Consider the following 15,516-nt stretch of genomic DNA (forward strand, 5'->3'; position numbering starts at 1 on the left):
GAGAAACGCCTCTCCATTTCATTGGAATGGATCACAGTCTGCGCACATTTGCCCCACATCAAATGACACCGCGCCACTTGCGCACAGGCACTTGCCTTTGAGCGTTGTCAAATGCACGTGTCTGTTTTTGGCACCTTGTGTGATTGATAACAGACAAACACGCGTCCTTGGGATGTCCATCGAAATTGGATGTCCAAAGGATTTGCGACTAAGGCGTTTTCATCCGACCGTCGTCACACTTTCCTCGCAGCAAAGTCACCAGCACAGCACCGGTCACCAACATCAAAGCCGTGCCCCACAGTGGCGACAGAACCCAATGCCGCCCCCGATGAGGGCCTGGTTGCCAACTGCTGAAAAATTCAGGACTACGCTGCAAATACAGCACGCAATCTGAAGGTGCTTGACACACCATCCCACCAGGTGGCACCTGGATGTTTGAAGGCGGCATCGTTGACACCCGGCCTGTCGTCAAAGCCAATGACAACAACAAGACAAGTCCGCCAAGCACCCACCAGCCCGTGTAAAAAGTTCGCTTGGCCGAAGTCGACACCCTGCGCACACCTCGCAGTTGAACGCCTGCAGCTACAGCCAACAGGTTGACCAAAAAATCATTGAAATCCAGGTAATTGCTGTACGCGCGAGTGATCCACAAGTATTGGGCCACTTCATCCACCGTTCCCAAGAACGTGGCACTCAGCAAAATCCATCCAGCCATCCCTTGCTCACCATCGGGATCCCAGGCCTTGGCCATCATCCAGGCCAACAGTGCATATTGAGGGTAATGCGCATATTCGTTGACAGTGAAGGTCAACCATGCATCTACAGCGTAGACGCAAGCGGCCCATATCGCCCAAAACCACATCATTTGACGGCGTTGTGTGGGCTCTGATTGCCGGTACACCCGCCACAGATGCACGATCAAAAGCATGGCCCCCAAGAAGGCCACATAAGGCACCGCCTGTTTGAATGCATAGGGCCCCCAAGGGCCCTGCCGTTCACTGACCAACCAGATGGAAAAGGCCAGATGACCCCAAGTGGTCACCACGAAATAGATGGCTGTTAGCCACATCCACATTTTGCGTTGATTGGTCATATTGATGCTTTTGGGACTTTTTTTATTATCAAGACTAGAATCATTTCAAATTTCATGGCCCGCTCGAATCACACATGAACACCACCCCAGAACAACTGGCCACGAGCCATCCGATCAACAATCCGAGTTTATCCACCCTGGCGGATGAACACAGACACACGATTCTTCCTCTCGGATTGCTCGCATTTCTGGCCTCTTGCGGTGGTGGTGGTCAATCCCCCAATGTGGCATCAGAGCCTGCGGGCACACCCACCCAACGAGAAGCAGCTCGTTTTTTGTTACATGCCCAATTTGGTACTTCCTATGCAGAAATCACCGAAGTCAAACGATTGGGGTTTGAAGGCTGGCTGAACAAGCAAATGGCTTTACCCTCCAGTCTTTCCGGCTGGGACTGGTTGAAATCCAAAGGCTACGATGCCGTTGATCAAAACGAGTTTTTCTTCAACGATCAACCGACCAATTACATGGTCTGGTATCAGATCATGGCCTCACCAGACCAAGTACGACGCCGCATGGCTCTGGCCTTATCGGAATTTTTCGTGGTGTCCAACCAAGGTATTCAGCTCAATTGGCCGGGCTTTGCCATGGCGAACTATTGGGACATCTTGTGTCAGCATGCTTTTGGCAATTTCAGGCAACTGCTGGAAGCGGTGACACTCTCCAATGCCATGGGCTCATTTCTGAACACCCTCGGCAATCAAAAAGAAGACGCGCGCTCAGGACGCCAACCTGATGAAAACTACGCCCGCGAAGTCATGCAGCTGTTCACCGTTGGCTTGACACAGCTCAACATCGATGGAAGTCCAAAAATGGGCAGCAACGGGCAGGCGCTTGAGACCTACACCCAGCAAGACGTCAGTCAATTGGCACGCGTCTTTACTGGCTATGTCTTAGATGAAGATGGCCCGAAGTTCAAAAGTCCCGTACCGCCATTTTTTGACATCCTTCCCATTGGCTATACTCGCCGCCCCATGCGACTTGTTGAGGGCCTGCATTCGCCCGGGGTCAAGTCATTTTTGGGCAAGGAAATCCCGGCCAACACATCTGGGACTGCGTCGCTTCAAATGGCCTTGGACACCTTGTTCAACCATCCCAATGTGGGTCCTTTTTTCGGCAGGCAAATGATTCAACGCCTGGTCACGAGCGACCCCAGTCCCGCTTATGTTGCTCGAGTAGCCAAAATTTTCAACAACAATGGCCAAGGCGTCCGAGGCGATTTGGCCGCCGTCTTCAAAGCGATATTGCTCGACCCAGAAGCGCTTGACGCTGCATCGCTCAAGTCCAACACCTTCGGCAAGTTGCGCGAACCCATGGTGAGGATTGCGCAATGGGCGCATACCTTCAAAGTCAAATCGACGCGCAACACCTGGAAAATGGGTGCACCCACGTGGTCGGCTGTGGAATCACTGGCCCAAAGCCCACTGCAAGCGCCATCCGTTTTCAACTTTTTCAGGCCAGGTTATGTGCCGCCATCGACTCCCATGGCTGCAACAGGCTCTACAGCGCCTGAGTTCCAATTGGTCAATGAAAGTACCGTGTCTTCTTACATCAATTACCTGCAAAGCATCTTGCAAAGAGGCATTTGGGTCAGAGCGCCTGAACTGGCCGGCAATCCCAAAGATCCAACCTCAACCGACGGCCCTGACATCGTGCCGGACTACGGGTTTGAGTATGGTTTGACAGATAACGCCGACACATTGGTACAGCATCTGAATTTGTTGCTGTGTGCGGGTCAGGTGTCTACGCAAACTGTGGGGCACATCACCGATGCTCTGCGCAACGAAAGTGTTTCCGTTTCTGCACCTGAAAACGCGCTGCGCAACCATGTGTCCCGTGCTCTTTTATTTGTGATGTGCAGTTCAGACTATCTCATCCAGCGCTAAGGGACGTGCCATGAACAACGACATTCAACATCACCACAGTCGGCGCACTTTTTTGCACCGCATGGGTCAGTTGAGCCTGGCGGGCGTCAGCACCCCCATGGCTCTGAACTTGGCCGCCATGGGGGAGGCTGCCGCCTCAACCGCCAACGATTACAAGGCACTGGTTTGCGTTTTTCTGTATGGCGGCAATGACTACGCCAATACGGTCATGACCTATGACGATGCCAGCCATGCGCAATACGCACGCATTCGTGCGGCTGGAGCCGGCAGCGCTGCGGGCAACATGGTGATTTCCAAAGAAGCGTTACAACCCACTCTGTTGCGACCGCACCAAGCGCTTCCAAATGGACGCGCTTATGCCCTGCATCCAAGCATGGGCGGACTGGCGCAACTTTTCAACGACGGCAAAGCCGCCGTTCAATTGAACGTGGGCCCCTTGGTCGTTCCCTTGACGCGTGCGCAATACAACAGCGGCAACACGCAGCGCTTCCCACTGCCCCCCAAATTGTTTTCTCACAATGACCAACAGTCCGTTTGGCAATCCCTTTCTCCCGAGGGCTCCACTGTAGGCTGGGGTGGTCGCTTGGGCGATCAAGTCATGTCCAACAACACCGACTCCCTGTTCACCTGTATTTCCATCACCGGCAACAGTGTGTTTCTTTCAGGGAACCAGGCGCTCCAATACCAATGCAGCGCCAGTGGTGCCATTCCCGTCAAAGCTTTGCAGCCTCAAGACTGGATGATGCCCAACGCCAACATGCGTGAAGCCTTCCAGGCGCTGATCCAACAGCCCTCTCCCCACGTTTTGCAAAATGCTTACACCAGCGTCATGAAGCGGGCACTCGTGGCCGAGTCGAAAGTCAGCAATGCCATCGCCCGTGTCCAACTGCGCACAGGCTTCACCAACAACAACCTGTCCAATCAACTCAAAATGGTTGCACGCCTGATTGGTGCGCGTCAGTCCTTGGCCAACAAGCGTCAGGTTTTCATGGTGTCCATTGGCGGCTTTGATTTGCATGACAACCTTGTCTCGAAACAACCCGGCCTGCTTCGTGAGGTCGACACAGCACTCACTTCATTTTTCAAAGCCACCGAAGAACTGGGCGTATCTGATCAAGTCACCACATTCACGGCTTCTGATTTTGGTCGAACCCTCACCTCCAATGGTGATGGCTCAGACCACGGATGGGGTTCACACCATTTTGTGATGGGCGGGGGACTCAAGGGAGCCCAGTTTTACGGCGAAGCCCCTCCCGTGAGTGCCAGCGACAGCAATTCAGCCGAGGACCAATGGCATGTTGGTCAAGGTCGCTTGCTGCCACGCACATCCACCGATCAGTTCGCGGCCACACTGGCACGTTGGTTTGGCGTTCCAGAGCAAGATTTGGGTTGGATATTGCCCAACCTCAAAAATTTTGGAGTCCAAGCGGGTCGCCCAGATTACCCAAGTGATCTAGGGTATTTCTGAGGCCACTGAATCACATCCCACCGCCCTTTATTGAGGTTATCAAACTACTTTCAAGTGTTTTTTCAGACCTCTTCATGGTTTCCCGTGATTTCTTTTCTGGCTCATGGTGACCTCACCATCGGTAACTTCTGCGATGCGACCTTTATTGAACACGGGCCGACGCAAGTGCTGAAAAATCCAACATGTCGAATTTTTCTGATTTGAGGAAGACGTCAACAACTCGCTACTGACGTACAGGAGGAGTTGAAATCCTTGCACTGGGCTGGTCACCGACCTCACCCAAGGCCACGTGCTCCTGGCTCAATTCACCTCGTCAAGCATCAAGGGTCATCCTGAGCCTCTGACTTTGGTCATTCAAACTGATTTGAATCTTTTGCCCGCAAGTGCCAGCTCAGGAGTTTCCCCATCATCGACGTAGCCCGGTGACCTCCGTGACCACCCTGCGGTTCGCTTGGTTACATGCAATGGCTGCACTCGTTGGCTGGCGGGCGCAGCGGGTCTCGACCAACTGGCGAGCACCTTTACCCTCGGAGGTCAAAGGAGCGGAAATTTGGCCAGTGGTTTTGAGATATTGACGCACCGTATTGGCTCTGTTAACCGACAAACGCTCATTGAACTCTGGTGAACCCAGCGGGTCTGCATGACCCACCACATGAATACTGTCCACACGAACGTAGTCTTTGCGTATCCGCGCCGTGAGCATGTCCAATGACTCACGCCCTGAAGCCGTCAAACCATTCAGATCGGATCGACCGAACGCGAACAGGGTATCGGTCGACAAAATGAATTGCTCTGGCTGTATAACTGGTGCCACAACAGGAGCAGCAACCGCCACACAACTTTGGGCCTGGGTCACTCTGGAAATTGTGTGTATTTGAAGTCGGGTTGCACCTAACTCTTGCAGTGCTTGTGCAGCCGTCACAGGCTTCATGACGGGCCGACCAGAGGATTCCACAACGGTCAGGAATTGAGTTTGGGCAGGAGGCATTTCAATGGCCGTGACTGAATCATAGTTGTCCCGCGCACTTTGCCCCACTCGGAATTGGCGTGCGCCAACCTCGAATTGGCCGGGCGGCAGGCAAAGTTGGCTGTACCCACCGGGCACCAGGGATGTGTGGTACTGGCCTTGAATGAAGACACCCGTCGCACCTGCCAACTGCTGGGTGTTGAAGGCGCGATAAACAACGATGCGACTTTGATTGGCCCCGATGTTCGTGAGCGGTGTAAAAACACCACCCAAAACATCAATCCTGGCATTGACGCCCGCTTGATTGGTCGTGACACTGGTTTGCGCTTGTGAAACAGATGCGCCCAATAGCGCCAGAAACAGTCCGGTGAACAGGGTTGTGTAAATTTTGATTCTTTGCATGGTTCTCAGCAGGACTGCTCGATGGTTGTCTTTAGAAAAGGGCTGTGAATTGCTTGTCAACAGATCAGAAAAGGTCTTTGAATCCAGTATGTTCAAAGATCATATGAACATCAGCAACCCAAGTACATCAGCCAATTGGAGTACTCTGGTATTTATATTGTATTAAATTATTGGTTTCATATTAATGATAAATTCATCAAAACTCTGGCGGCTAAATGGCTTTGAGATGACTCGTATTTAAGTAGATCTTGCGACAACTCCAAGTCTGCGATGGGTACGCCCCAACCCCTGAGGCCTTGACGTCAAGAGGGTTTGCCCGAACTTTATGGATTTGGTCCTTTGGCTTTGAAAAAGGCCGCCTTACGCAAACACGGATGGCCTTTTTCCGGTATTGACTCACAATGAAAAATTGAAAAAATTGCGCGCCCGTTACCCGATGCACCCATAGCCTCCTTCCAGTTCGCAATTCCCGACGGGCGCTTTTTAAACATCAGGAGACCCCATGAAAACCACCATCCGTTTGACACTGTGTGCTGTGGCATTGGCATGTACAGCTGCGCACGCCCAGAACTTTCCCACCCGACCCATCACCCTGGTCGTGCCCTTTGCGGCAGGCGGCCCGACCGATGTGGTGGCCCGCATGATGGCCATCCCCATGGGCAAGTCACTGGGCCAATCGGTCGTTGTGGAAAACGTCAACGGCGCAGGTGGCACCGTGGGAGCCACCAAGGTCGCACGCGCCGCACCGAACGGTTACACCATCTTCCTGCACCACATGGGCATGTCCACATCGCCAGCGCTCTACAAGAAACTCAGCTTTGATCCACTCACCGATTTTGAATACATCGGCCAGGTGCTGGATGTGCCGATGACGCTGATTGCCCGCAAGGACATTCCCGCCAACAACCTGCAAGAATTGATCGCCTACATCAAGGCCAACGAAAAGAAGGTTTCATTGGCCGATGCCGGGCTGGGCGCGGTGTCCAACCTGTGCGGCCTGATGTTCAAGAGTGCCATCGGCGTCAACATCAACACCATCCCTTACAAGGGTACTGGCCCCGCCATGAACGACCTGCTCGGTGGCCAAGTGGATGTGCTGTGCGACCAGACCACACAAACGGTGCCCATGATCAAAGACGGCCGCGTCAAAGTGTTCGGTGTGACCACGCTCAAGCGTCTGGCCGCATTGCCCAATGTGCCCACACTCGACGAGCAAGGCCTAAAAGGCTTTGAAGTGAAGGTCTGGCACGGCATGTACGCCCCCAAAGGCACGCCAGCGCCGGTGCTGACGCAAATCAACACCGCCATGCGCGCTGCCATGGCCGAGCCTTCGATCGTCCAGCGCCTGGGCGAACTCAGCTCAGAAATCCCAACGGTCGACAAGATGACCCCCAAAGGCCTGGAAGACCACCTGAAAGCCGAGATCAACAAATGGGGGCCTGTCATCCGCAAGGCGGGGGTTTCTGCCGATTGAGCTTGGGTTTGCCCTCCACGCAACGGCAGACCTGCATCCGACCATGAAAAAACCCACCGAGTTGCCAAGGTGGGTTTTGTTCAAGTTGCAGTGATCAGGTCACTGAGGGCGAATCCTGCGGATCGCGAACATCGCCAACAAGCTGGCCAACAACAGCATGGCCCATTCGGACAACGTGGGAATGGCTGTGGGTGGGTTGGTGGTGCAGGTGACCGAGACGCCAGTTACATTGGCTGTTGCGGTGCCGCTGCCCGTGGTCACGGCACAGGTCTGGCCTGTAGGTTGGGTGCCAACGGTCACGGCATAGGCACTGCCACTGTTGATGGCCGTGCTGAACGTGAAACTGCCATTGGCATTGACCGTGGTGCTGTTACCGCCATTGTTCAGCAGAACTACCGACTTACCGGACCCAAGACCTGAAACTGATCCACTCACCGTATACAAAGGTGGAATGTAAGTTGCAGAGGTCGTGACGTTGTCAAATTCATTCCCGCCTGAAGACCCATTGGAAAAAACCACCTTGGTGAAATACAGGTTGGGGTCATCCAGCTGCAGGTTCACATAAAAACTGGGCTCAGTCTGGCCTGTGGCGTAGTAGCTGGCACCGCCATATGTTTGGCCATCCGAAGCCAATACGCTTTTGTTCTGGGCCTTTGTTCCTACCAGATTCACCATGCTGGAGGAGTCCAACGTGGCGATGACGCTGTTGCTGGAGTCGTAGAAGGTCCATGTATTACCGCCACTGACCCAAATAGAGTAAAACCCGATGTACCGGCTCGGCGTGGTCAGAGTAAATGTGACGGAGCTGTTGGTTCCTGTACCGATGAATTTATTGTCCAGAATGGCATTGCCGCTGCCGTCTCCAACGGAGATCCCAGAGCCCGTGGCCAGCCAGTTGCCAATTGCAGAGGATCCTGTGTTTTCGTTGGCGATTGAGCCGGTGCTAAACGAATCAAAATTTTCGGTCGTATAGCCTGCCAGTCCCTCGGAGGCGGAACGTTTGGCACCTGGAGGGGAGGGAAGAATGGTGACCGTTGCTGCCTGCGCGACGGTCTGTAATGCAATTGAAGCGGTCAGAAGCAGCGCAAAGCGCTTGATCGCCCTATTGAAGTTTGCTAACAAGGCTCTGCTGTCCATTGCGAACCATATTGAAGACAGTGAAGGTTTCATGGGTATCTTTCGTTGTGCTGCCCTGCACAGTCCAACAAAGATTTGTCGGACATTGCGTATAGAGTCCTTGATAATTTAAATCACCGAATTCATAAAAAATAACAATTTCTAACAAACCATCCAGTACAGTTCACACGATTAACCCACCCCGTCTTTGTCACCCTGACGTCATGTCGTTCCGCTCATTCGGTCTCCTCTGCAGGCTTTGGCTGATTCCATGGGCTGTCATGCTGCTGCTCACAGGATGCCAGGCACCCGACGTCGAACAAAAGCCCCCGCTGATCCAATCCCAGGCATGGCGGATGGATGCGAGCGGCCAGGCAAGCCTGCAGGATGTGCAAAACACCACCGATTGGGTGCCATTGCCTGAATGGAAAAGCTGGGGCTTTGGTAGAGAGACGGTCTGGGTGCGCCTGGTGCTCAACGCGGCACCGCAGGAAACCCGCACCCCTTGGGTGGTGCGGGTTCGACCTGCATTTCTGGACTATGTGACGCTGTACGATCCTTGCGCTGGTCTAGTACTGCGAACCGGAGATGCACTGCCACCAGATCACGATGGTCTGGCTTCGATCAATTTCACCTTTCAGATACCACCTCTGCCCTACGAACGCACGGTCTACTTGCAACTGCGTACCACCAGTGCCCGTACCCTGCATGTGGAGGTCCTGCCCTACGGCCAGGCGCAGCAGCTCAATCGCCTGCAGGAATGGCTGATGGGTTTTGCGATGGTTTGCTCCATCATTTTTGCCCTCTGGGCATGCGCTCAATGGTGGGTGACGCGCGAAACTGTCATAGGGGCGTTTGCGCTGAAACAGCTTTTCGCTGCGGCCTGGGCTTTTTTCATTTGGGGCTTTGCGCGTGTGGTGATCGGTCCGTGGCTGTCCGAGGGCGTGTTGACGACGATGGCATCCACGGTTTTCATTGTGTTGATCGGTGTGACCCTTTGGTTCTTCAGCAAACTGATCCAGGGCTATCGACCTCCTGAGTTCGCATTGACGGCCATACACGGCTTGGCTTGCGTGGCAGTAATGTTGCCTTTTTTGCAATGGCTGGACCAGACGCATCTGATGCTGGCCCTGGCCAACAAAATGGTGGTGCTGGGATTTGGCTTGTTGATTTTTGTCCTTCTGACCGCGTATCCCCAGCGGGTCAAACAAGCCATACCGATTCAGGTGTTGCTGATTTACATGGTGGTTTACGGCACATTGAACTCATTGCCCAGCCTCATCCATTTGGGTTGGATCGAAGCCAAGCCCATCGTGTTGTTTGGCAGCCTTGCACACACGGTGCTGGACGGTCTGGTCATGTTTGTCATGTTGCAAATCCGCGCCAATGCATTGCGCAAGGAACAAATGCAGACGGCCCTAGACCTGCAAAGCAGCCAGCAGCTGGCCGGTGCCGAAAAACGGCAGCGCGAAGAACAAAGCCAGCTGTTTGCCATGCTGGCGCACGAGATGAAAACACCGCTGGCCACCTTGCGCATGTGGATGGAAGCCGGTCAGCTCAAACCCGAAACCATGGAACGCGCCATTGCCGACATGAACCAGGTGATTGAACGCTGTGTACACACGGGGCAGCTGGCCGATCAAGGCTTGCAAGCTTTGCCACAAGCCGTGGATGCCGAGTTGCTCACACGCAATTGCATCAGCAGTTGCCGCAGCCCTGAAAGGGTGGAACTGAAGGTGGCCGATCGAGGCGGATCTTTGCACACCGATGCGCAAATGATGTCGATCGTGTTGGGCAATCTGCTGGACAACGCTTGCAAATACGGCGCTTTGGACAAGCCCATTCAAGTTACTTTGCAAAGCGCCCAACAAGGCGAGCGATCAGGCTGGCGCTGGCAGATCGAGAGCCATGCCGGGTCGGCTGGGCTGCCCGATGCCCAGCGTTTGTTTGAAAAATACTACCGAAGTCCCCAGGCGCGTCGCTTGTCGGGTTCGGGCTTGGGCTTGTTTTTGGTGAACGGCTTGCTGGATCTGATGCAGGGGAACATTCAGTACAGAGCCGAATCTAACCGGGCTGTCTTCAGCATCTGGCTGCCTGAAAATTTCTCTTTGCGTTAGGTGTGGTTAGCTTTGAAGGCTTTCAGCCCAGAAGATAATTAAATTGCACACGGACCCCATTGAGCACACAACGCATGGATGATATTGCCCTCAAGATTTTGGTGGTCGAAGACAACGATGCGTTGCGTGAAGCCACGTTGGCTTTTCTTCAACGCCAAAACCATGATGTGCGTGGCGTGCCCATGGCCGAAGACATCGACGATGAGACGGGCGATTTTTTGCCCGATGTTTATGTGATTGACTTGAATCTGCCCGATGAAGATGGCCTGAGCCTGACACGGCGGTTGCGGGCGACGCATCCCAATGTGGGCATTGTCATCACCACGGCGCGCAGCCAGATTGGCGACAAAGTCATCGGCTATGAGTGCGGCGCCGACCTTTACCTGACCAAGCCCGTTCATCCGCACGAGCTGATGGCTGGCGTGAATGCGCTGGGCAAACGCCTGCGCACATCCAGACAGCAGCACGATACTTTGGTGCTCGACCTGACGGGCATGCGCCTGAGCGGTCCCGATGGCAGAGTCGAATTGACGGCGAGCGACACCTTGATTTTGAGTGCTTTAGCGCGTGCGCCAGGTCAGAAACTGGAACGGTGGCAACTTGCTGAAATTGTGGGCGGGCAAGACGTCGCCGATTTGTCTGTCGCGATGCTGGAAATGCGCATCACGCGCCTGCGCAAAAAGCTGTCAGCTGTCGGCGCACCATCGCCCTCTGTCAAGGCCTTGCACAAGGTGGGGTACAGCTTGTGTGTGTCGGTGGTGCTGCAATAGTGGTCTTGACGATGCCACAGACCAAGTTCGCAAGCGCTCCGACGTGCGTCCGTAGAGTCAAGCCAGCCGTCTGAGCATTGTCCCGCACTCTGCTCCGATTACCGGCTCAAAGCCTGAGCACGATCCACAGTTCAAGCTTTGCTAGAATTTTTACACCGAAATCGGGGTGTAGCTTAGTCTGGTAAAGCGCTACGTTCGGGACGTAGAGACCGGAGGTTCGAATCCTCTCACCCCGACCAGCTGGCCCTCTTGATCAGATGACGTGCAGCCCGCCATCCACCACCAAGGTGCTGCCGGTGATGAACGATCCCTCCGAAGAAGCCATCCACAAAATAGGCCAGGCAATCTCATCCGGTGTGGCCCAACGACCCAGCAAAGATGTGTCCTTGCGTTCGGTCTTGAGTTGCTCTACGCTCTTGCCGATTTTCTGCGCGCGTCCCACATGGAAATCTGTCAGCGTTGAGCCGGGGCACACCGCGTTGACACGAACGCCATGCGCCGCCTCTTCACACGCCAGGGACCGGGTCAAGGCCAACTGGGCAGCCTTGGTGGCGTCGTACAGGGCCATGCCTTTGCGCCCTTTGACGGCATAACAAGATGACACGTTGACGATGCTGCCATGGCCCGTGCTGCGCAGGTGCGGCAAGGCAGCATGGCAGTAATTCGTGATGCCCACCAGGTTGACGCCCACAATCGCATGCCATTCGGCCGCGGTCGCTTGTGCGGCTGCCGAATAATTGCGCATGGCCGCGTTGTTGATCAGGATATCCAGACCCCCGAGTTCCTGGACACAGCGCGCCACGGCTTGCAGCGCCAACGCGGGGTCGCTCACATCGGCCTGAGCGCACAGCACACGGACCTCGGGAGCGGTCTGCACAATGGCTTCACGCGTGCGCTCCAGACCCTGCGCATCGGCATCCACCAAAAAGACCGAAGCGCCTTCTTGGGCAAAAATTTGCGCCGTTGCCGCACCAATGCCCGAACCGGCTCCGGTGATCAACGCCACTTGGCCTTGTAAACGAGCTTGGCCCATGCCGCTCAATCCGCCTTGGTGCCAGTGTCTTTGATGACCTTGCCCCAACGCTTGATTTCCGACCCGATCCAGTCGCGGAACTGGTTGGGGGTGGTGGCCACGATCTCAAACTCCATGTCGAGCAAGCGTTTGGTGATTTCGGGTGAGCGCACGATCTTCACGATTTCGCGGTTGTAACGCTCGATGATGGGCGCAGGCGTGCCACCTGTGGTGAGGAAGCCAATCCACGACGTGGCCTCAAAGTCGGGGTAACCCGATTCGCTGAGGGTGGGAATGTCGGGCGTGCTGGCAAAACGCTTGAGGCCCGAGGTGGCCAAGAGCTTCAGACGTCCCTCTTTGGCAAACTGCTGCACATTGCCCGGCACGAAAAACCCCGCTTGGATGTTGCCGCCGATCAAATCGCTCACCGCCGGTCCCGCACCTCGGTAGGGGATGTGCGTGATGTGAAACCCGGCGGCCGACTTGAACATCTCCATGGTCAGATGCGAGGCGCTGCCCAGCGCCACAGAACCATAAGAGTATTTGGCGGGACTGGCCTTGGTTTTTTCAACAAAGTCCTTGACGCTGGTGATACCCGAGGCCGGGTTGACCACCAGGTATTGCGGCGCTTTGACCATCAAGGTGATGGGAGCCAGGTCCTTGACCGGGTCATAGGGCATTTTGTCGAACAGGCCCACGTTGATAGCCAGTGGGCCGTTGTAACCAATCAGCAAGGTGTGACCGTCCGGCGCGGCCTTGGCCACCATGTCAGCGCCAATGTTGCCGCCAGCACCGGGTTTGTTTTCGACCACCACAGGCTGGCCCAACACCTCTTGCAACTTGGGCGCGATCAAACGCGCCAGCACGTCGTTGGTGCTGCCCGTGATGGGCACAATGATCCGTATCGGTTTGGTGGGCGACCACTCTTGCGCCGAAGCACCCGAAGCGGCTGCGAGCCCCAACGTGGCCAGCACGATGGCAGCGATTTGACGGCGATGGAATGTGGTCATGGGGTCTCCTGAGGGTGTGGTGGGTGCAAAGGGTCAGATGGAAAAAACCGGCTCATCCAGGCCATTGGCCAGGTGTGCCTTGGCCCAAACCATGGGGTCGTCGCCTTTGGGTAACAACACGCCCGCAGGCCGAACATGTTGCTCGGACGCGTCCAACGCCGGGGGTTCAATGCCTTGCTCCAGCGCCACGGCCGCATCGTGCAACATGCGCCGCGCCATGACGATGGCGCGGTCAGTGGGCAGCAGTTTCTCGGCTGCATGGTCCTGAATGGGTCCCATGCTTTCTTGCAGGGAATAGTCTTGCGCCGAAAACCCAAATACACCGCTGTAGGCGCGTTTTTCTTGCTGGGCCTTGCGATCCATCAGGTAATCGTTGTCGCGGTTGGCCTTGGGCACAAAACTGCCAGGGGCCTCGTACTCCACATGGATGCCTTTGCCCGCAGCCATGGCTTCATGCTCTTCGGCGCTCAGCGGCTGCTTGGGTTGCCAGTTCATACTCCAAGCCCAGCACTCGTGGTCGTTGACGGGCACCCAGGCGTGGCCACCCAAAGCATGGTGGCCAAACGGTGGAATCATGGTGAACCAGGGGAACAACCACTGGGTGATGCGCCAGTAAAAACTGTCGGGCTCGCCCATGCGACGGCCATACAAACTCATGCCAAACGAGGTCTTTTCGATTTCAAACACCACGTTGCCATCGGCCTTGATGTAGTCGAGCGCCTTGACGCCTTGATGCATCGGGTCCGTGTCCACCTCGTAGCGGTGCACATACGACACGTGGGCGGTATCGATGCCGCCTTCCATGGCCTGCAGGTAACTGGAGTACTGAAGGCGTTTGGACACGAACACATGGCTGTCCGGCAAGGTGCACCACTCCAGCTCGGGTGGCTCGGGCATTTTGTCGGGTGGGCCCATGTAGGTCCAGACAATGCCGCCGCGCTCCACGCAGGGGTAGCCCTTGATGTGCATGTGCGCACAGGCCTTGGGGTTAGAGGGCACCTCCACACACTGGCCCAATCCGTCAAACTTGACACCGTGGTAGGCGCAGCGGATGCCGTTTTCTTCGTTGCGGCCAAAGTACAGTGAAACACCTCGGTGCGAACAAAACTCACTGATCATGCAGGCTTGACCATCGGTGTTGCGAAACGCCAGCAGTTTTTCACCCAGCAGTTCGATGCGCACTTGCGGACCATCGGGCAGCTCGATTTCGCTGCTGGTCAAAGCGGGCACCCAATAGCGGCGCATCAGGTTGCCCATGCGCGTGCCGGGGCCCACGCGGGTCAGGGTTTCAGACATGTCCTTGTTCATGAAAAAGCGTCTCCTTGGCTTGAACGGTTGACTGGCGCAGGCAGGGTGCACTGGGCAGTTATCCGTAAAATGATAATGTTGTCCATCAGGCGGACACATCGATACACACGCACCTGACAGGGTTTTGAAAGGTTTGAGCATGAGCACCCACAGCGGCGATGGCGTCCGGTCCGTTGAGCGGGCTTTGGATATTTTGAAAGCGTTCTCGGTCAACGAGCACGAACTGAGCGCTGCGCAATTGCTGGAGCGGGTGCCTTTGAGTCGTCCCACGCTGTACCGCTTGCTGCAAACGCTGGTGCAATCGGGTTTTGTGGTGTCCTCGGGCGAACCCCAAAGGTTCAGGCTGGGCCCTGCGGTGGGGCAACTCACACATGTCTGGTCATCGGGACTGAATGTGTCTGCGGTAGGCCAAGCCATCATGCAGCGCGTGTGGGCCGCCACCCAGGAAACCGTGGCCTTGTTTGTGCCACAAGGCGCCATGCGGCTGTGCGTTGCCGAGTTGCCCAGCCCCCAGGCGCTGAGCTTCAAACGGGGAGTAGGTTACCAAGAGCGCATCGTTTTGGGGGCCAGTGGCCAGGTCATCTTGGCACATGCCAACACCTCCATCGAAGCCATCGAGCGTTATGCCGAAGGCCTGAGCCTGGACCCCATCCGTTTGGCGCAAGAACTTCGCCAAATCAAAAAGCGCGGCTACGCCACCAGTAAGAACGCCTTGATCGAAGGGGCTGTGGCCATCGCAGCACCGTTTTTCAACAGCCATGGCCAGGTGGCCGGCTCCATTGCCGTGTTTGGGCCGGGCGCCCGCCTCAAGGACGCGAAGGTGCGGCAGTTCGGAGCCGTTTTGGTCAAAGAAGCCGCGGCCCTGTCGCAGGCTTTGGGCCACAGCTGAAGCGGGC

General features: G+C 55.6%; 12 protein-coding genes and 1 tRNA gene. 7 read left to right on the top strand and 6 right to left on the bottom strand.

Annotated features, from left to right (window positions below; all coding sequences use genetic code 11):
- Positions 1–208: 208 nt before the first annotated feature.
- Positions 209–1,093: a VanZ family protein gene (locus QZ190_RS16740; RefSeq protein ID WP_291918705.1), complete on the bottom strand. Its 885-nt coding sequence runs from the start codon at positions 1,091–1,093 to the stop codon at positions 209–211.
- Positions 1,094–1,167: 74 nt separating this feature from the next.
- On the opposite strand from QZ190_RS16740, the gene QZ190_RS16745 reads away from it, so the two are divergent.
- Positions 1,168–2,976, top strand: a complete 1,809-nt coding sequence (locus tag QZ190_RS16745; protein WP_291918708.1) for a DUF1800 domain-containing protein — start codon at positions 1,168–1,170, stop codon at positions 2,974–2,976.
- 10 nt (positions 2,977–2,986) lie between these two features.
- Positions 2,987–4,444, top strand: coding sequence for a DUF1501 domain-containing protein (locus tag QZ190_RS16750; RefSeq protein WP_291918711.1), 1,458 nt, complete (start codon positions 2,987–2,989; stop codon positions 4,442–4,444).
- Positions 4,445–4,850: 406 nt separating this feature from the next.
- Here the strand turns inward: QZ190_RS16750 and QZ190_RS16755 are convergent, their stop codons facing one another.
- Positions 4,851–5,909: an OmpA family protein gene (locus QZ190_RS16755; RefSeq protein WP_291918713.1), complete on the bottom strand. Its 1,059-nt coding sequence runs from the start codon at positions 5,907–5,909 to the stop codon at positions 4,851–4,853.
- A gap of 406 nt (positions 5,910–6,315) precedes the next feature.
- Between QZ190_RS16755 and QZ190_RS16760 the strand changes: the two genes are divergently transcribed.
- Positions 6,316–7,287, top strand: coding sequence for a tripartite tricarboxylate transporter substrate-binding protein (locus tag QZ190_RS16760; RefSeq protein WP_291918715.1), 972 nt, complete (start codon positions 6,316–6,318; stop codon positions 7,285–7,287).
- A 99-nt stretch (positions 7,288–7,386) separates the two neighbouring features.
- On the opposite strand, the gene QZ190_RS18155 is transcribed toward QZ190_RS16760, so the two are convergent.
- Complete coding sequence (locus tag QZ190_RS18155) at positions 7,387–8,457, bottom strand: IPTL-CTERM sorting domain-containing protein (RefSeq protein WP_367114248.1); 1,071 nt, start codon at positions 8,455–8,457, stop codon at positions 7,387–7,389.
- A gap of 227 nt (positions 8,458–8,684) precedes the next feature.
- On the opposite strand from QZ190_RS18155, the gene QZ190_RS16775 reads away from it, so the two are divergent.
- From QZ190_RS16775 to QZ190_RS16785, 3 genes are all read left to right on the top strand, one after another.
- Positions 8,685–10,520 carry a 7TM-DISM domain-containing protein gene (locus tag QZ190_RS16775; RefSeq protein ID WP_291918717.1) on the top strand — a complete coding sequence of 612 codons (1,836 nt, stop codon included), beginning with the start codon at positions 8,685–8,687 and terminating at the stop codon, positions 10,518–10,520.
- Between the two features lie 74 nt (positions 10,521–10,594).
- A complete protein-coding gene (locus tag QZ190_RS16780; protein ID WP_291918718.1) occupies positions 10,595–11,290 on the top strand; it encodes a response regulator transcription factor in 696 nt (231 codons plus the stop codon).
- Between the two features lie 162 nt (positions 11,291–11,452).
- A tRNA-Pro gene (locus tag QZ190_RS16785) sits at positions 11,453–11,529 on the top strand.
- Positions 11,530–11,543: 14 nt separating this feature from the next.
- On the opposite strand, the gene QZ190_RS16790 is transcribed toward QZ190_RS16785, so the two are convergent.
- The 3 genes from QZ190_RS16790 to QZ190_RS16800 are packed head-to-tail and all read right to left on the bottom strand — an operon-like array spanning position 11,544 to position 14,620.
- Entirely contained in the window at positions 11,544–12,323 is a 780-nt protein-coding gene (locus QZ190_RS16790; RefSeq protein ID WP_291918720.1) for an SDR family NAD(P)-dependent oxidoreductase, read from the bottom strand.
- A gap of 5 nt (positions 12,324–12,328) precedes the next feature.
- Positions 12,329–13,312 (bottom strand): tripartite tricarboxylate transporter substrate binding protein, encoded by a 984-nt coding sequence (locus QZ190_RS16795; protein ID WP_291918722.1) that lies wholly within the window; start codon positions 13,310–13,312, stop codon positions 12,329–12,331.
- Between the two features lie 33 nt (positions 13,313–13,345).
- The gene (locus QZ190_RS16800) at positions 13,346–14,620 is read right to left on the bottom strand and encodes a Rieske 2Fe-2S domain-containing protein (protein WP_291918724.1); all 1,275 of its coding nucleotides are present in this window, start codon (positions 14,618–14,620) and stop codon (positions 13,346–13,348) included.
- A gap of 139 nt (positions 14,621–14,759) precedes the next feature.
- Between QZ190_RS16800 and QZ190_RS16805 the strand changes: the two genes are divergently transcribed.
- Entirely contained in the window at positions 14,760–15,509 is a 750-nt protein-coding gene (locus tag QZ190_RS16805; protein WP_291918726.1) for an IclR family transcriptional regulator, read from the top strand.
- Positions 15,510–15,516 lie beyond the last annotated feature (7 nt).

Origin of the sequence: Limnohabitans sp., assembly GCF_017848645.1 — a bacterium.
Taxonomy (GTDB): Bacteria; Pseudomonadota; Gammaproteobacteria; order Burkholderiales; family Burkholderiaceae_C; genus Limnohabitans_A.